This window comes from Bradyrhizobium sp. NBAIM03, assembly GCF_020194055.1.
Lineage (GTDB): Bacteria > Pseudomonadota > Alphaproteobacteria > Rhizobiales > Xanthobacteraceae > Bradyrhizobium > Bradyrhizobium yuanmingense.
The window spans coordinates 36,117-52,432 of sequence record NZ_JADYVS010000010.1; the positions used below are offsets into that span (position 1 = coordinate 36,117).

The 16,316-nt window shown below is 64.7% G+C and carries 14 protein-coding genes; 6 read left to right on the plus strand and 8 right to left on the minus strand.

The features are described from left to right. Window positions 1-2 precede the first annotated feature (2 nt). A complete protein-coding gene (locus I6F21_RS17070) occupies window positions 3-509 on the minus strand; it encodes a MarR family transcriptional regulator (RefSeq protein WP_036010395.1) in 507 nt (168 codons plus the stop codon). 407 nt (window positions 510-916) lie between these two features. Between I6F21_RS17070 and I6F21_RS17075 the strand changes: the two genes are divergently transcribed. Then, the gene (locus I6F21_RS17075) at window positions 917-2,404 is read left to right on the plus strand and encodes a porin (protein ID WP_109143549.1); all 1,488 of its coding nucleotides are present in this window, start codon (window positions 917-919) and stop codon (window positions 2,402-2,404) included. Window positions 2,405-2,674: 270 nt separating this feature from the next. On the opposite strand, the gene I6F21_RS17080 is transcribed toward I6F21_RS17075, so the two are convergent. From I6F21_RS17080 to I6F21_RS17090, 3 genes are all read right to left on the minus strand, one after another. Continuing rightward, a complete protein-coding gene (locus I6F21_RS17080) occupies window positions 2,675-3,154 on the minus strand; it encodes a GcrA family cell cycle regulator (RefSeq protein ID WP_225140087.1) in 480 nt (159 codons plus the stop codon). 75 nt (window positions 3,155-3,229) lie between these two features. Then, complete coding sequence (locus I6F21_RS17085) at window positions 3,230-3,427, minus strand: hypothetical protein (RefSeq protein ID WP_024341172.1); 198 nt, start codon at window positions 3,425-3,427, stop codon at window positions 3,230-3,232. Window positions 3,428-3,627: 200 nt separating this feature from the next. Continuing rightward, window positions 3,628-4,569 (minus strand): acetamidase/formamidase family protein, encoded by a 942-nt coding sequence (locus I6F21_RS17090; RefSeq protein WP_225140086.1) that lies wholly within the window; start codon window positions 4,567-4,569, stop codon window positions 3,628-3,630. Between the two features lie 168 nt (window positions 4,570-4,737). Here I6F21_RS17090 and I6F21_RS17095 point away from each other — a divergent pair, with 168 nt between their 5' ends. Genes I6F21_RS17095 through I6F21_RS17105 form a run of 3 tightly spaced genes read left to right on the plus strand, consistent with a single transcriptional unit; the run spans window position 4,738 to window position 7,531 of the window. After that, window positions 4,738-5,505: a YdcF family protein gene (locus I6F21_RS17095; protein ID WP_036010382.1), complete on the plus strand. Its 768-nt coding sequence runs from the start codon at window positions 4,738-4,740 to the stop codon at window positions 5,503-5,505. 55 nt (window positions 5,506-5,560) lie between these two features. Beyond that, window positions 5,561-6,343, plus strand: coding sequence for a DUF169 domain-containing protein (locus I6F21_RS17100; RefSeq protein ID WP_225140085.1), 783 nt, complete (start codon window positions 5,561-5,563; stop codon window positions 6,341-6,343). Between the two features lie 9 nt (window positions 6,344-6,352). Then, on the plus strand, window positions 6,353-7,531 hold the full coding sequence (locus I6F21_RS17105; RefSeq protein ID WP_225140084.1) for a saccharopine dehydrogenase NADP-binding domain-containing protein: 1,179 nt from the start codon (window positions 6,353-6,355) through the stop codon (window positions 7,529-7,531). A gap of 99 nt (window positions 7,532-7,630) precedes the next feature. Here the strand turns inward: I6F21_RS17105 and I6F21_RS17110 are convergent, their stop codons facing one another. After that, complete coding sequence (locus I6F21_RS17110; RefSeq protein ID WP_225140083.1) at window positions 7,631-8,827, minus strand: FAD-dependent monooxygenase; 1,197 nt, start codon at window positions 8,825-8,827, stop codon at window positions 7,631-7,633. Between the two features lie 147 nt (window positions 8,828-8,974). Between I6F21_RS17110 and I6F21_RS17115 the strand changes: the two genes are divergently transcribed. Further along, on the plus strand, window positions 8,975-9,451 hold the full coding sequence (locus I6F21_RS17115) for a MarR family transcriptional regulator (RefSeq protein ID WP_050995948.1): 477 nt from the start codon (window positions 8,975-8,977) through the stop codon (window positions 9,449-9,451). On the opposite strand, the gene I6F21_RS17120 is transcribed toward I6F21_RS17115, so the two are convergent. The 3 genes from I6F21_RS17120 to I6F21_RS17130 form a co-directional block, all read right to left on the minus strand. Continuing rightward, window positions 9,420-10,676 carry an O-antigen ligase family protein gene (locus I6F21_RS17120; protein ID WP_225140082.1) on the minus strand — a complete coding sequence of 419 codons (1,257 nt, stop codon included), beginning with the start codon at window positions 10,674-10,676 and terminating at the stop codon, window positions 9,420-9,422. The two genes, I6F21_RS17115 and I6F21_RS17120, sit on opposite strands and share 32 nt — an antisense overlap. A gap of 155 nt (window positions 10,677-10,831) precedes the next feature. Then, window positions 10,832-12,382 (minus strand): undecaprenyl-phosphate glucose phosphotransferase, encoded by a 1,551-nt coding sequence (locus I6F21_RS17125; RefSeq protein WP_225140081.1) that lies wholly within the window; start codon window positions 12,380-12,382, stop codon window positions 10,832-10,834. A 118-nt stretch (window positions 12,383-12,500) separates the two neighbouring features. Next, window positions 12,501-13,634, minus strand: coding sequence for a glycosyltransferase family 4 protein (locus I6F21_RS17130; RefSeq protein ID WP_225140080.1), 1,134 nt, complete (start codon window positions 13,632-13,634; stop codon window positions 12,501-12,503). 201 nt (window positions 13,635-13,835) lie between these two features. On the opposite strand from I6F21_RS17130, the gene I6F21_RS17135 reads away from it, so the two are divergent. Beyond that, window positions 13,836-16,181 (plus strand): exopolysaccharide transport family protein, encoded by a 2,346-nt coding sequence (locus I6F21_RS17135; RefSeq protein ID WP_225140079.1) that lies wholly within the window; start codon window positions 13,836-13,838, stop codon window positions 16,179-16,181. The last annotated feature ends 135 nt before the right edge of the window (window positions 16,182-16,316 follow it).

Sequence of the window (16,316 nt, forward strand, 5' to 3'; positions counted from 1 at the left end):
CGTCAGAGGTCCAGGCTGAGGCGGACGCAGGCCTTTTCCAGCCGGGTCTTCAGCGTCGCGAGCTTGGTGGTGAATTCGGCGAGCTCGGCCTCGTCGAACTCCTGGAAGACGAATTCCTTGATGGTCTTGTACTGCTCGTTGAGGCTCGCCAGGTGCTTCTGCGTTTTCTCGGTCAGGGATAGCCGGACCACGCGCGCGTCGGTCGGCGAGGGGCGGCGGCGCAAAAGGCCCTTCTTCTCCAGCAGCTTGGACTGGGTGGTGACGAAGGACGGATCGACGTGGAGGAGCTTGGACACGACGTTGACCGGAATGCCGTCGTCCTTGTCGAGGTCCGAGATGGCCATCAGGATCAGCCATTGCGGTCCGCTGATGCCGAGCGTCCTCGCCCAGAACTGACGCAGCTCCTCGAGATACATGTTGATTGACGATATCTCCCAGGTGAATCGCCTGATGATATCCAGGTTGCCGATGGTGCGCAGGCGCGCGCCTTCCTTCCTCGTCGCGGACACAGCGTCACTCCCGCAAGCTGATTCTCTTTCCGGCTCATTTTCGGCGGGCATAGTCCACGCAACTCTGCTCTGACGCAAGTGCAGAGCAGGGTAATGGTGTCACGAAAACTACAAATATGACCCGATCAGGCTTTTTGGCTCAACACCGCTGTTGCGTTGCGGCCACAGGGTTAGTGAAACCACAAAGCTGATCTAATAAACTATTTTGATTAACGGAACGGCGCGGGCATATTGATCCCGACGGTGGGGGGTTCTCGATCGTCCCGTTGCAGGTGGTTCGCTCACGTCCCTCGCGAATGCAGGTACGTCCGAAAACGCGAAGCGGCCGAGCGGATTTGATGAAGAGACGGGGATCTGGGGGGCCTCACGGTCCGGTCTCCGTGAAATGAGCAACTTGGAGGTTTTAAATGAAAGTGGTGAAGAGCCTTTTGCTCGGCACTGCGGCGGGACTGATCGCCGTTGGTGGAGCTCAGGCGGCTGATCTTCCGGTCAAGGCCAAGGCAGTCGAATACGTGAAGATCTGCTCGCTCTACGGCGCGGGTTTCTACTACATGCCGGGCACCGATACCTGCATCAAGTTTGGTGGTTACATCCGCGCTGACATGCTTCTCGGCGGCGGCGGCGACTATGGCTTCAGGAACAGCTCGAGCAGTGTGAACGGCGGGTCCAACAACCGTCTGACCAACTACTACTACAGCCGCGCTCGTCTGGACTTCAACGTCGATACCCGCACGGCGACCGAATACGGCGTTGTTCGCACCTACGCCGACCTGGTCGTCAGCTACGACTCCACGAACGTCACCGGCAGCAACCCGTCGGCGTTCTCGACCAGTTCGGCCTCGCTCGGTCTCTACCATGCGTTCATCCAGTTCGCGGGCTTCACCTTCGGCCGCACGGTCTCGATCTTCGACGCTCCCTGGCAGAGCTATCCGGCCGGCGGCCCCGATACCCTTCCGGGCGGCTCCAACCACGTCAACGGCGTGAACCAGGTTGCCTACACGGCTGACTTCGGCCAGGGCATCACTGCTTCGTTCGCGCTGCAGGACGAGACCTCGGCGAACAATGGTCAGTCGAACCTCTGGAACGTGTCGTCGGGTACGGCGGCGCAGTTCGTGACCGGCGTCTATGGCGCCAGCGCCTGGGGCGGCACGCGCATGCCCGAGGTGATCGGTCAGGTTCGTGTCGACCAGGCCTGGGGTCTGGCGCAGATCTCGGTCGCGGCCCATGAGCTGCATTCAGCCTATTACGGCGCGACTGAAGTCACCGGTCATCCCTCCGACAAGTGGGGCTGGGCCGTGCAGGGCGCCTTGTCGATCAAGAACATCCCGACCGGCGCGGGTGACGTCATCAACCTGCAGGCCGTCTACACCGATGGTGCGACCCGCTACAACTTCCAGAGCCTGTTCCCGCAGAGCTTCTTCATGTTCAGCGGCAGCGGCAACGGCGCGTATCAGAGCACCGGGTTCGCCGGTCTCGCCGACGGCGTGTTCGGAACCGGTACCGGCATCGATACCGTCAAGACCTGGGGCTTCCGTGGCGGCTATACCCACAACTGGAGCCCGAACTGGGCCAGCGCCATCTACGGTGGCTACGCCCAGCTGAAGTACGGCAACACGGGCAAGGCCCTGATCTGCACCAACTTCGCCGCAATCGGGTTGGCCGGTTCGACCTGTAATCCGGACTTCAACTTCGCGGTGGTCGGTGTGAACACCGTGTGGACCCCGGTCAAGGGCCTGGCGTTCACTGCCGACTTGAGCTGGTCGCGTCTGGACCAGAAGTACTCCGGCTTCATCGCGAGCCCGGGCATAGCCAGCGCTGCGAAGCCGGCGGCCGTGTACGAGCTGAAGGACCAAGACTCGGTGAGCATGCTGCTGCGCGCTCAGCGCAACTTCTGATCATCGATCGCGCAAATCGATCGGAGACCCCCGGCGGGAAACTGCCGGGGTTTTTCATGGGCAAGGATTTCGGAAAATCGAATGCCGTTGCGGAACACGAAGGCGAGCCATGCGATTCCGTCGCGTCAAACTTATTTACTTACTTGAGCTACTAAGCTATATCACTGCCAGCCAGATACGAAAGTTGCGGCTCTTAGCTTCATGCTAAGCCTCCAGAAACCTCCGGCGATGCCCCGCCGGAGGTTTTTTGTTGTCCAGATGCCCGCAACGTCAGCCGCGTATCAAGCGGGTGCGCGCCGGCGGCCGGTAGGCGAGGCGGCTGTGGCCGGCGCAATAGGGCTGGCCGTCCGGCGCCGTGTTGCCGCAGAAGCAGAAATCGGCTGCGCCCGGCGTCGAGATCGGCCAGCGGCAGCGATTCTCCGACAGCTCCAGCAACGAGCAGCGGTTGGCCTCGTCGATTGGGCCGGCAAACACCGGCGCATCGGTCTCGCCATAGATCGTGGCGAGCATCTCGTATTGCAGCCGCGGCACGGCCTTGCGCATCCGCGCCGGCGCCAGGCCTTTGTCCTGGACCTTTCGGTCGTCGACCGTCCGGCCGCGCGTTAGATTGAGCCGCGACAATTTGCCGATCACCGCGTTGCGGCTGACGCCGATGTCGGCGGCGATCTCGCGACAGGAGAGGCCGGCCTCGAAGTGCTGCTTCAGGAGTTCGATTCGTTCGTCGGTCCAGGTCGGTGAGAGAACAGGCATTTGTCGGCGATCCCAGGTTGCAGATGTCGGCCATCCGCGGTCTCGAGATCCGCCCGCCTCACGTACCGGGTGCGCTCACGTCCTGCCATTGTCGCGGATCGACAGAAGACCGTCCTTGATGGCGAGACGGATGCCTTCCTCGATCAATGTCCGTGCGACGCCGGGAACGCTGGTGCCGTGGGTGCCCTGTCTCACCAGCTTCTCCAGATACGCGATGGTCGAGAGCGCCAAGGTTACGGGAATGCGGTCAGTCTCGGCTTTTTCGGTGGCCATGGCCCGAACGCTAGCCTCTTACTCGGGTACATAAAAGTAACGATTAAGACTCTATTTAGGTTCGGGGGTGGAAGTCAAATCAGCGCTGGGGCGGAAGCTCACGTGATTGGAATCGCTTGAGAATCGGACACATCACGACGGGCCGCCGGGAAGACCGGGCGGCGGCGTGATGTCGGCAGGTCAGGAAAGGGCGCGCCGGCTCAGCCGTGCACGATCGCCTTTTCGATCATGCAATGGATGCCTTTGGCGCCGTTGACGGTCTGGGTCACCCGGAGATCGGCGGCGAGGCTGCACAGCGTGTAGGCATCCTCGCGCGACAGATTTCGCGTTTCGCCGAGCAGCGCGATCATGTCGCGGAGCGCGCGCACCACGCATTGGTCGAGATCGGGGTCCATCGCCATGGTCATGTAGTGCGTCGGCGTCTCGGCGCGGGGGTAATCGAGCTTCAGGTCCTTGCGCAGCGTCAGGCGGAAGCGGCCCTGCAGCGCGGTCTCGATCGCGGTGACGCAGACCTCGCCGTCGCCCTGCACGCCATGGCCGTCGCCGCAGGAGAACATTGCCCCCGGCACGAACACCGGCAGATACAGCGTCGCACCGGCTCCTAGCTCCTTGTTGTCGAGATTGCCGCCCATCGCGCGCGGGATCAGCGAGGAGATGCGGCCCCAGGCTGGCGGCGGCGATACGCCCATCACGCCGAAGAACGGCTTCAGCGGCAGGTCGAGGCCCCACGGCATGCGACCGACCATCCTGGTACGGTCGAGCGGAATGTTCAGGATCCGCGTCTCGTGGAAATCGTCGGGCAGGGTGCCGGACAGCGGCTTGATCATGTTCCAGCCCCAATCCTGCCGGAGCTGCACGTCGAGGATCTCGACCGCGAGCACGTCGCCGGGCTCGGCCCCTTCGACCGCGATCGGACCGGTGAGGATGTGGCCCGGCAGCATGCGCTCGTTTTTGGCATGAACCTGGTGCATCTCGGGCGGAATGTGAAACCTGTCGCGATCAGGCAGCATGTCGGGACCGCCGCTGATGGTGTCGACCGTCACCTCGTCGCCGCTGGCCACGGTGAGGACGGGCTCGAGTGCGGCTTCGAAGAAGCCCCAATGGCAGGTTTCGGGGCTGGAATGCAGGTGATGATGGGTCATTTGCCGCGTCCGGTTGGTTTGATCGGTCCGGGCTTGACCCGGCGATCGATCCTCTTTCAAGAAGGATTTCCGAACAAGGCCGTGCCGGCCAAGCCCGCGCATGGCAGGCACGATCATTCCAGCGAGGCTCCTCTGTTTTTCGCTCTCTCCAAGACCATTGGCGTCGCGCTGCTGCCGATCAATCTTCTGGTCGAGCTCGGAATTGTATCTGTCGTGCTGATGGCGACGCGCTTTGCCGCGTTTGGCCGCCGGCTTGCCGTGACCACGCTGGTGCTGCTGGCGCTCGCAGCGTTCTCGCCGCTCGGCAATCTCCTGATCTACCCGCTGGAGTCGCGCTTCCCGGCGTGGGACGCCTCGCGCGGCGCGCCCGACGGCATCATCGTGCTCGGCGGCTCGGTCGACACCGATCTGTCGGCGGCGCATCGCACGCCGGTCGTCGCGCACGCGGCCGATCGTCTGTTTGCGCCGGCCGAGCTTGCGCGCCGCTACCCCAATGCGCGCATCGTCTTCACCGGAGGCTCCGCGAACCTGGTGTCGAGCGAGGCCAGGGAGGCCGACTATTCCGCGCCGATCCTGGAGAATCTCGGCATCGCGAAGGACCGCCTGATCCTCGAGCGTAACTCCCGCAACACCTGGGAGAATGCGATCTTCACCAAGCAATTGGTATCGCCAAAGCCCGGCGAGCGCTGGCTCCTGGTGACGTCGGCCTTCCATATGCCGCGCTCGATGGGAATCTTCCGCAAGGCCGGATTTGACGTCGAGGCCTATCCGGTGGACTGGCGGATGGGGGGACGTGAGGATCTATTCTCCTTCACCAACATGGGCGCGGACGGCTTGAGACGAACCGAAGTTGCGGTGCGCGAGTGGATCGGTCTTACCGCTTACCGTCTGATGGGCAGGATCTCCGAGTTGCTTCCGGGACCGGGCAGGGACTAGAACAAAGCCGCAAAACAAGAATACGCGGCGCACCATCGCCGGCGCGGAGGAAGCCATGCAACAGCAGAGTACGGGCAGGATCGACCTTGCCGGCCTCGTCGCCGATCTCAACAGCCTGCTGCGGCTGAAGACGAACGTGATCGGCATGAAGCTGTTCGCGAGCGTCGCAGAAATGGAGGCGATCCCGAAGATCCGCCGCCCGAACGCAATTCACACCACCGATCAGATTGTCAGCATGGCCGCGCGCCTGGGCTGGACCGTCGGCATCACCGCCGACGATCTCGTAGGCGCCCAATGCCGCGCGGTGATCGGTCTTGCGCCGCAGGACGAGAAATGGCTCGCCGGCGAAAACTATGTCGGGGTCTGGCACGGCACGGCGGAGGACGCGCGCAACCGCCAGGCGGCGCTGGACGTGGTTCCGTTCGGGCACTATCAGGCGCTCGCCGTCAGCCCGCTCGCGAGCGGCCGGCTCGATCCTCCCGATATCTGCCTCGTCTATGCGACGCCGGGGCAGATGATCATCCTGATCAACGGGCTGCAATATACCGGCTACAAGAAGTTCGAATGGGGCGTGGTCGGCGAGACCGCCTGCGCGGATTCCTGGGGGCGGGCGCTCAAGACCGGGGAGCCCAGCCTGTCCTTGCCATGCTATGCCGAACGGCGCTATGGCGGCGTGCCGGACGAGGAGATGCTGATGGCATTGAAGCCCTCGCATCTCGCCAAGGCAATCGAGGGCATGAAGGCGCTGGCGAAGAACGGCCTGCGCTACCCGATCCCGCCCTATGGCATTCAAAGCGACGTCCGTGCCGGCATGGGCGTGAGCTACGCGAAGAAGTAAAGGCCGATCATGAGCTCTGGGAAATTCGACATCGTCGTCTACGGCGCGACCGGCTTCACCGGCCAGCTCGTCGCCGAATATCTGGCGGCGCATTACAAGGACGACAAGGCGCTGAAATGGACGATGGCGGGCCGCAGCCTCGACAAGCTGAAATCGGTGCGCGATGCGATCGGCGCGCCGGCCGACACGCCGCTGATCGTGGCGGATGCGTCGGATGCGGCGTCGCTGAAGGCGATGGTGGCGCAAACCAAATCGGTGATCACGACGGTCGGCCCCTACCAGTTCTACGGCGAGGACCTGTTAGCTGCCTGCGTCGCTGCGGGTGTCGATTATTTCGATCTCTGCGGCGAGCCGGTCTGGATGCGGCAGATGATCGACAAGTACGATGCGGCGGCCAAGGCGAGCGGCGCGCGCATCGTGTTCTCCTGCGGCTATGATTCCGTGCCGTTCGAGCTCGGCACCTTCTTCGTGCAGGAGGAAGCCAGGCGCGTGTTCGGCGCGCCGGCACCGCGCGTGAAGGGCCGCGTGCGCGACATGCGCGGCACGTTGTCAGGCGGCACGGCGGCGAGCGCGAAGGCGACCTTCGACGCCGTCGCCAAGGATCTCAGCCTCGTCGCCATCCTCAACGACCACTTCGCGCTGACGCCTGATTTCACCGGCCCGAAGCAGCCCAAGGGCAACAGGGCGGTCTTCGAGGAGGACCTGCAATCCTGGGCCGCGCCGTTCATGATGGCGCTGATCAACACCCGCAACGTCCATCGCTCCAACATGCTGATGGGCTTTCCCTACGGGAAGGACTTCGTCTACGACGAGATGGTGCTGACTGGCCCCGGCGAGAAGGGTGAGGCCAACGCCAAGCGCGTGATGGCGGCCAATGCCGAGAAGACCGGCCCGAACGCGCCGAAGCCGGGCGAGGGGCCGTCGAAGGAGGAGCGGGAGAACGGCCTGTTCAACCTGCTCTATGTCGCGATCGCCCCCGACGGCCGCATGGTCCGCGCCGGCGTCACCGGCGACCGCGATCCCGGCTACGGCTCGACCTCGAAGATGATCTCCGAATGCGCCATCTGCCTGCTGCGCGATGCGAGCGACGTTCCCGCCGGCTTCTGGACGCCGGGCGCAGCGATGCAGCACAAGCTGATCAAGCGGCTGCAGGACAATGCCGGGCTGACGTTCAAAGTGGAGAGCTAGGTTGGCTCTCGTAGGGTGGGCAAAGGCGCAACGCGCCGTGCCCACCATCTCTCGGTGGTGGGCACGCTGCGCTTTGCCCACCCTACGGCACCGTCTCTGTCACGCCGCCCGCGCATCGTACGCGTACATGAAGTCCATGCCCTTGGCGCCCAGCGGCAGCAGCCATTTCAGCATCTGATTGCGCATCCAGGCGCCGGTGGCGCTGAACTCGCGCTTGTTGTTGCCGTTGCGGCGGGCGATCGCGACGATCTTCTCGGTGCGCGGGCGGCGCTCGGTCTCGAAGGCCTGGAAAGTGGCGCCGAGCTCCTGGCCCTCCTGCATCAGCCGAGCAAATCGCATCGCGTCCTCCAGCGCCAGCGAGGCGCCCTGGCCGGCGTGAGGGCTGGTCGCGTGCGCGGCATCGCCGATCAGAAGCGAACGCTTGCGCGACCAGGTCGGCAGGGTCGCGACGTCGAGCGTGTCGGTGACCACGATGTTCTCGGCCGTTTCGATGATGGCGGGGATCGGATCATGCCAGCCGTGATGGAAGCTGTGCAGATGCTGCTTCAGCGTCGCATGGTCGAGCGCGCGGAACGTCGCCGCGTCCATGCCGTGCGCCGGCTGCGTGCTCCACCACATCACGCCGTCTTTCGGATCGGAGCTGCAATAGCCGTAGCCGAAGAAGCCGCTCTGGCCGAAGGTCGTTTCGACGTGCTGGCCGCTGGATCTGCCGTCGAGCACGGCATGCGGCACGAAGCCGCCGAAGCCGATCAGGCCGGTGTCGAACGGCTGCGGGCCGTCAGGCACCACCTGGCGGCGCACGACCGAGTGCACGCCGTCGGCGCCGATCAGGAAGTCGCCTTCGGCGGTGGTGCCGTCGGCGAAGTAGGCGATAATCGGCTGGTCGCCGCGATCCTCGATCTTGATCAGGCGCTTCTCGAAATAGAGCGAGACAGAGGCGCACCAGGCCTTGTCGATCAGGATCTCGTTCAGCGTGGCGCGCGCGATGTTGACGGCCGGCTGGCCGAAGCGCCGCGCCAGGTCGCGGTTGATTGAGCCGAGCTTCTCGCCGCCCTGCGAATAGAAGTTGAAGGCTTCCGCGACCGAGCCGCGGTCGATCAGCTGCTTCGCCAGCCCGATCTCGTCCAGGACATGCATGCCGTTCGGTGCGATCTGCAGGCCGCCGCCGGTCCCTTTCGAATAGGGCCAGGCCTCGTAGATCGCGGATTCGATGCCGGCGCGGCGCAGCAGGATCGCGGCGACGGGGCCGGCGATGCCGGCGCCGATGATCAGCGCCTTGCGGGGACGGTGGGCCATGGCTTGCTCCCGACGTTTCCGTGGTGCTAGGAGAAATTACGATCACTAAATATCTTAGTGACTAAGATATATATTGCCTAAGAGATGAGGTGGGCCTTGTCAAGGACGAAGGCGCGCGCTGCGCTGCTGCAGGAACTCGAGGACGCCATGCGCAGGTCCTCCGCGCAGGGCGTGCTCTACGGACAGACCGTTGCCAACGTTGCCGGAATTGCCAATTCCGATCTCGAATGCATGGACATCCTGTATCTCGAAGGCCGCGTCACGGCAGGGCGGCTCGCCGAGGTCACCGGCCTGACCACCGGTGCCATCACCGGTGTTGTCGACCGGCTCGAAAAGGCGGGCCTGGTGCGGCGCGAAAGAGACGAGAAGGATCGTCGCAAGGTCTTCATCACGGTCGTGCCGGAGGCGATCGCCGGCCTCGGCCAGTATTACGTGCCGATGCAGCAGGCGATGGAGAACGTCTGCAACGGCTATTCCGACGAGGAATTGCGGCTGCTGCTTCGCTTCTCCAATGAAGCATACAAGGGCACGCTCGCGGCGACCGAGGCCCTGAAAGGTCTGCTCGACACGCCGCCGGAAAAGCGGCCGGATCTCAAGCTGAAGAAGCGTCCTCGCCGGACCTGAGCTTGTAGGCTTGCGCGGCTGCGATCATCCCCCACACTGCGCCCAGCATCATCCAGAAGTGCCGCCAGTGGTCGGTATCGATCACGAAGCTTTCGCCGACGGTGCCGAGGAAGGCGGAAAAGACCGCGAGGTAGGCGCGCTGCCACGGCACACGGATGAAGACGTGGCGGAAACCCATGATGACGGTGGTGAAGACCAGCGCGGGATAGCACACGCCGGAGAGCCAGCCGCCGGACATGAAGGCGTTGAGGTAGGAGTTGTGGGTGTCCTCGGGGAAGTAGCGGTTGAATTGCAGTGGACCGATGCCGAACGGCAGATCGAGCGCCATCTCCGCACCCAGGATGTGCCGGCCGAACCGGCCAAAGCGGCCTTCGTCATAGCTCTGGCCGAAGCTCGCGCGCTGCTTGAACATCTCCGCCGTGGAATCGAGCGACAGCAGCACGGCGATCAGCGCGAGGCCGAGCACCGCGGCGACGATCGCCATGATGACGATGCGCGAGCGTTGCGCATTGGTGCGGCTGGTCAGCACCATCAGCGCCAGCATGAAGGCGGAGGTCAGCACCAGGCCGCCCCAGGCCGCACGCGAGAAGGCGAGCAGGATCGCCAGAGACATGATGCCGAAGGCGATGACGTTGCGGAATGCCTTGGCCAATTTATCGGAGACCACGCTCTGAAGCGCGAACAGCGCCGGCAGGATCAAGTAGGCGCCGAGCACGTTCGGGTCCTTGAAGGTGCCGCGCGCGCGGCCGTAGAGCGTCAAGAGGTCGTTGCCGCCGGGAATCAGGTGGAAGTAGCCGGCAATTGCCAGCAGCGAGGCAATCATCGCGCCGACCACGAGGCCGCGTCGCAGCATGTCGAGCCGGGCCTCGGTGTCCTCGGAGATGACCATGGCGAAGAACACCACGGTCACCGCCATGTACCAGGAGGTCGCGATCCAGCTCACCACCTCCGCCCGCTCGTACAGCGGAATCGCGCTGATGGTGTAGCCGACATTGAGCAGGATCAGTATCAACAGCAGCGGCATCAGCACGAGACGCAGGCGCAGGCCGGTGGCGAAAAAGGTGACGGTCGCGAGCAGCGTCGCGATCTCGTAAGGGCTCGGCTCGATGAAGACGATGGCGCCAGAGGCGCCGACCAGCCACACCAGCGCGCGCTGCAACGCCAGCACGCCGGGCGCGGCCGTTGCGGCTGCGTTCACTCCACCGGCTGTCGCCGCATACGCCATCACACGCTCATACGCTTACGCAACTCATGCGCCACAACACAGCCGTCATCGCCCGGCTTGACCGGGCGATCCAGTACTCCGCGGCGCCTATCGTGGAAACCACTAGCGCTACGGAGTACTGGATGCCCCGCCTACGCGGGGCATGACAGAGAAACTCAATACGCGTTCTCGTTCTTGGTCAGCAGCGAGATCGGCGTCTTCAGGAGAATGACGAGGTCGAACAGCACCGACCAGTTCTCGATGTAATAGAGGTCGAACTCAACGCGCTTCTGGATCTTCTCTTCGTTGTCGATCTCGCCGCGCCAGCCGTTGATCTGGGCCCAACCGGTGATGCCCGGCTTGACGCGGTGGCGGGCGAAATAGCCGTCCACGGCTTCGTCGAACAGCCGGCTCTGCAGCTTGCCCTGCACCGCATGCGGGCGCGGGCCGACCAGCGACAGATTGCCTGAAAACACCACGTTGAAGAGCTGCGGCAGCTCGTCCAGGCTGGTCTTGCGGATGAAGCGGCCGACGCGGGTGACGCGCGGATCGTTCTTGGTCACCACCTTCGAGGCGGTCGGGTCGGCCTGATGGTGGTACATCGAGCGGAACTTGTAGACGTCGATGCGCTCGTTGTTGAAGCCGAACCGCTTCTGTCGGAACAGCACCGGGCCGGGGCTGTCGAGCTTCACGGCGAGCGCAACCAACGCCATCACCGGCAGGGCTGCGAGCAGCGCAAGGCTGCCGACAATACGGTCGAACAGCCATTTCATCACCAGGTCCCAATCGGTGATCGGCGCCTCGAACACGTCGAGCGTCGGCACCTCGCCGAGATAGGAATAGGAGCGGGGCCGGAAGCGCAGCTTGTTGGTGTGCGCGGAGAGGCGGATATCGACCGGAAGCACCCAGAGCTTCTTCAGCATCTCCAGGATGCGGGTCTCCGCCGAGATCGGCAGCGCGAACAGCACGAGGTCGACGCGGGTGCGGCGGGCGAACTCGACGATGTCGTCGACCTTGCCGAGCTTGCGCGCGCCGGCGCAGGTGTCGAGCGCGCGGCTGTCGTTGCGGTCGTCGAACACGCCGAGCACGTGGATGTCGGAATCCTCCTGCGCCTTCAGCGCCTCGACCAGCTGCTCGCCGTTGCTGTCGGAGCCGACGATGATGGTGCGGCGGTCGAGCCGGCCCTGGCGCGCCCAGGCGCGGACCAGCGCGCGCAGCACCAGGCGCTCGGCAATCAACGCGGCGAGTCCGAGGAAGTAGAAGGCGGCGAGCCACAGCCGCGAGATTTCGCTGCCGAACTTGGCGAAGAAGGAGATGCCGATGAAGAGCAGGAAGACGAACGACCAGGACGAGATCATCCGCGTCATCTGCCGGAGCTGACCACGGAACAGCTGCACCTGGTAGATGTCGGCGGCCTGGAAGCAGACCACGGCGGCGATGGCGACGGCGATGACCTCGGCTGGATAGATCCAGCTGAACGCCCCCGCGAGCGGCATGACGTAGCCGAGATAGATTGCGATGCCGACGAGGCTCAGCAGCGCGAAATCGGCAAGGCGCACGAAGCCGGCGATCACGATCGGCGAATAGGCGCGGGCGACCTTCTGGTTGACGACATCGAGCGCGGCAGGCGAGAGCCGGCGACGGCGCTCCACGAAGGGCTGGTCAGCAGGCTTTGCCGCAGTGCTGGCCGCGGCATCGAGCATCGAGCGTGCGTTGAGCGGTTCCACGGGCGTTCACGTCCATTCCAGAACCCGCGGCACGGCATTGCGCGCCCGGGCAAGCATACCCTGGCGCTTCGATTATCGAACAAATCGGAAGATTCTCTAAAGCTGGACTTAAGGATGGTTAATGATTGGCAAATGCGTCGCGATAGCCGGCGAGCACGCCCTCGACCATCGCGGCTTGCGAGAAGTGCGCCGAGATGCGCTCGCGCAAGGAAAGTGCGCGTTGCGCGGTGGTTTGCGGATCGTCCAGCGCTGCGGCGATCGCCTCCGCCATGGCCTCGGGATCGCTCGGGCCGAACAGTGCGGGGCTGTCGACGCCCAGGATCTCGGGAATGCCGCCGATCTTGGATGCGATCATCGGAATGCCCGCGGCCCCGGCCTCGATCACGACATAAGGCATGGAATCGCCGCGCGAGGGGACGACGAGCAGCCGCCCCTTGGAGAAGCCGTAGCGCGCCTTGACGTGACCGATGAAGCGGATGGCGTTCGCGAGGCCAAGCCGCTCGACCTGCGCCTTCAGCGCGGCCGTCTCCTCGCCGTCGCCGCCGAGCGTGAGCGTGACCTTCTTGCCGCCCTCGTGCAGGCGCGCCACGGCATCGACCAGCAGGTCGGCGCCCTTGATGTGCCTGAACTCGCCGACATAGCACAGGTCGGTCGCATCCTCGGCGGTGATGACCGGCTCGAATTCCTCCGGCGTCACGCCGTTGAAGACGCAATGCACCACGCCCTTGGGCGTGCCGACGATACGCTGATAGGTGTCGCGCGCAAAGGCACTCTCGAACAGGAACAGGTCCGTGGAGTCCATCAGCGCGCGTTCGAGCCGCGCGTAGAACTCGCCCTTGAAGGTGTTGAGCGGATAATGCAGCGAGCCGCCATGCGGGGTGTAGATCCGGATCGTGTCGTCCGAGCGCCGCCGCATGCGGATGAAGGCACCGGCCTTGGCGCCGTGGCCGTGCAGCACGTCGGGCTTGAGCGTGGCGATGAGCCGCCGCATGCGGAGCCATACCAGGACGTCATCGGGCGACGGCTCGCGGCGGATTGCCATGCGGTGGACGCCGAGCTTCAGGCGCGGCGCAAGCTCGGTCAGCGCCTTGTCGGCGCGCTCGCCGCCGGTGAGGCTGTCGGCGAGGATGCCGACATGATGGCCGCGGTCGACCTGGCCGTTGGCGACGTCGAGGATGTGGCGGAAGATGCCGCCGACCGGAGCGCGCACGGCGTGAAGGATGCGAAGCGGCCGGTCGGGAGAGGGGGGCATGATCAAAACCAGCTCGACGGCGACTTGCCGAACAATTCTCGTGAAAAATCGAGATGGATTAAGGGGCCTCGTGGTTAACAAACGGTGACGGGTCGACGTGCACAAGGCGCGGGTCGTCACGATTAACCCAGCGGCAACCTTAATGGAGTGTAATCGCCCCGGTTGAGGTAGAGTCGCAGTGTTGCCCTGCGGGAGTGTTCGATGCGTTTAGCGTTCTGGCGTGCCGGCAAGGACAAGGCTGTGATCGCGCGGGCCGTCGCGAAGTCCAAAGGCGAAGCTGCGCCCAAGAGCGAAACGAGGGCCGAAAAGCACGAAGCGGAAGCCGAAAAGATCGAAGCCAAGGTTGAGGCCAAGATCGAAGCGAAGCCCGAAGCGAAGCCCGCGCCCGTCATCGCCAAGCCTGGGCAGGTCGAATCCGGCGACATCGACCTGCACGCGCTCGGTGCGGCCCTGGCGCGCAAGCGCGGCTGGGTCATCGTGCCGACGGTGCTGGCGCTCGTTGCCTCGCTCGCCATCGTCAATCTCGTCACGCCGCGCTACAAATCTGAAACCCGGATTCTGATCGACGGCCGCGAGAACGTGTTCCTGCGTCCGAACAGCGACCGCACCGAGGAGCGGCAGGCGCTCGATGCCGAGGCCGTCACCAGCCAGGTGCAACTGGTGCTGTCGCGCGATCTGGCGCGCGAGATCATCAAGAAGAACAAGCTCGCCGAGCGCCCCGAATTCGACCCGGTGCTGCAGGGCATCTCGCCGCTGAAATCGCTTGCCGCGCTCGTCGGCATCGTCCGCGATCCGTTCGCGATGACGCCGGAAGAGCGCGTGCTCGATTCCTATTACGAGCGACTTTCGGCCTACGCCGTCGACAAGTCGCGCGTGATCGTGGTCGAATTCCAGTCCGCCGATCCCGAGCTCGCCGCGCGCGTCGCCAACTCGATCGCCGACGGCTATCTCGTGCTGCAGCAGGCCGCGCGCCAGGAGCAGGCCAAGAACGCCAGCCAATGGCTGGCCGGCGAGATCGAGAGTTTGCGCAAGAAGGTCTCGGACGCCGAAGCCAGGGTCGAGGACTTCCGTTCCAAGTCCAGCCTGTTCGTCGGAACCAACAACACCACGCTGTCGAACCAGCAGATGGGCGAGGTCAATACCCAGCTCAACAATGCGCGCTCGATGAAAGCGGATGCGGAATCCAAGGCACGGCTGATCAAGGAGATGCTCCAGAGCGGCAAGCCGATCGAGGCGTCCGAGGTCGTGAACTCCGAATTGATGCGCCGGCTGTCGGAGCAGAGGGTGACGCTGCGGGCGCAGCTCGCTGAGCAATCGTCGACGCTGCTCGGCAATCATCCCCGCATCAAGGAGCTGAAGGCTCAGCTCGGCGACCTCGACAATCAGATCCGCGATGAAGCCGCCAAGATCTCGCGCTCGCTCGAGAACGACGCCCGCATCGCCAGCGGTCGGGTCGATGGCCTCACCGTGAGCCTCGAGCAGCTCAAGAAGCAGGCGGCCTCCACCAACGGCCAGGACGTCCAGCTCCGCGCGCTGGAGCGCGAGGCCAAGGCGCAGCGTGATCTGCTCGAGACCTATCTTGCCAAGTACCGCGAGGCCAACACCCGCGAGACCATCGACACCGCGCCGACTGACGGCCGCATCATCTCGCGCGCCATCGTCTCGAACACGCCGGCCTATCCGAAGAAGCTGCCGATCGTGCTGATCGCAACGATCGCAACGCTGCTGCTCTCGTCCGGCGTCGTCGTCACCGGCGAGCTGCTGCGCCAGACCGCGCCGGGCGCGGCAATGGGCTCCGCGCAGACGCCGGTGCGCCAGGAGCCGCTGGTCGTTCAGCGGGCCATCGAGCCCGTGGTCGACAGGGGCGGCGAACCAATGCTCGATCCGGTGTTGGCGGAGCCCGCGCCGCTGCAGCCGGAGATGGCGGCCGATTTGGATACGAGTGAATTCGCCGAGATCGAGCGTCTGGCCGACGATCTGCGTGCCGCGGGCGCTGCGGCCAAGAAGGTTACGGTGCTCGGCACGGCGCCGGGCGACGCCATCACGCTGTCGACGCTGACGCTGGCGCGGAACCTGGCGCGCGATGCACGCGTCGTCGTGGTCGATCTCGCCGTGTCCTCGCCGACCATTGCCGCAGTCTCCGCCGATGCGCAGGCTCCCGGCCTTGCCGAGCTGATGCAGGGCGAGGCCTCGTTCGCGCAAGTCATCACCCGGGACAAGCTGTCGCGGCTGCATCTGGTGATGGCCGGCCGTCCCGGTTTCGACCGCAGCCTGCTGCAGTCGCCGCGCGTCGCACTCGCGATCGACGCGCTGCTGCGCGCCTACGATCACGTGCTGATCGATGCCGGCAGCGCCTCGGACCTGCCGGCCGACCTGTTGACGGCCCATGCCCGCGCCGTCGTGGTGCCCGATGCGTCGATGGCGGCGGATGCGCGCGCGCAGATGTGCGAGCAGCTTAGAGCCGTCGGCTTCAGCGCGGTGGCGATGCTGAGCAAGCCGGTGCAGCCGTCCGATGCCGTCGAGACGCCGCGCGTGGTGGCGGCGTAGGCTTTCTTACCCTCTCCCCTTGTGGGAGAGGGTGGCTCGCCGCGTTAGCGGCGAGACGGGTGAGGGGTATCTCTCCGCGAGTTCACCTTTCCATTCGAGCTCGCGGAGGCATACCCCTCATCCGGCGCTTCGCGC

Excerpts from the sequence above, each read along its gene's own strand:
- I6F21_RS17075 (WP_109143549.1), top strand. The coding sequence starts at position 917 with ATGAAAGTGGTGAAGAGCCTTTTGCTCGGCACTGCGGCGGGACTGATC.
- I6F21_RS17105 (WP_225140084.1), top strand. The coding sequence starts at position 6,353 with ATGAGCTCTGGGAAATTCGACATCGTCGTCTACGGCGCGACCGGCTTC.
- I6F21_RS17120 (WP_225140082.1), bottom strand. The coding sequence starts at position 10,676 with ATGGCGTATGCGGCGACAGCCGGTGGAGTGAACGCAGCCGCAACGGCC.
- I6F21_RS17110 (WP_225140083.1), bottom strand. The coding sequence starts at position 8,827 with ATGGCCCACCGTCCCCGCAAGGCGCTGATCATCGGCGCCGGCATCGCC.
- I6F21_RS17090 (WP_225140086.1), bottom strand. The coding sequence starts at position 4,569 with ATGACCCATCATCACCTGCATTCCAGCCCCGAAACCTGCCATTGGGGC.
- I6F21_RS17100 (WP_225140085.1), top strand. The coding sequence starts at position 5,561 with ATGCAACAGCAGAGTACGGGCAGGATCGACCTTGCCGGCCTCGTCGCC.
- I6F21_RS17130 (WP_225140080.1), bottom strand. The coding sequence starts at position 13,634 with ATGCCCCCCTCTCCCGACCGGCCGCTTCGCATCCTTCACGCCGTGCGC.
- I6F21_RS17135 (WP_225140079.1), top strand. The coding sequence starts at position 13,836 with ATGCGTTTAGCGTTCTGGCGTGCCGGCAAGGACAAGGCTGTGATCGCG.
- I6F21_RS17115 (WP_050995948.1), top strand. The coding sequence starts at position 8,975 with ATGCGCAGGTCCTCCGCGCAGGGCGTGCTCTACGGACAGACCGTTGCC.
- I6F21_RS17080 (WP_225140087.1), bottom strand. The coding sequence starts at position 3,154 with ATGCCTGTTCTCTCACCGACCTGGACCGACGAACGAATCGAACTCCTG.
- I6F21_RS17085 (WP_024341172.1), bottom strand. The coding sequence starts at position 3,427 with ATGGCCACCGAAAAAGCCGAGACTGACCGCATTCCCGTAACCTTGGCG.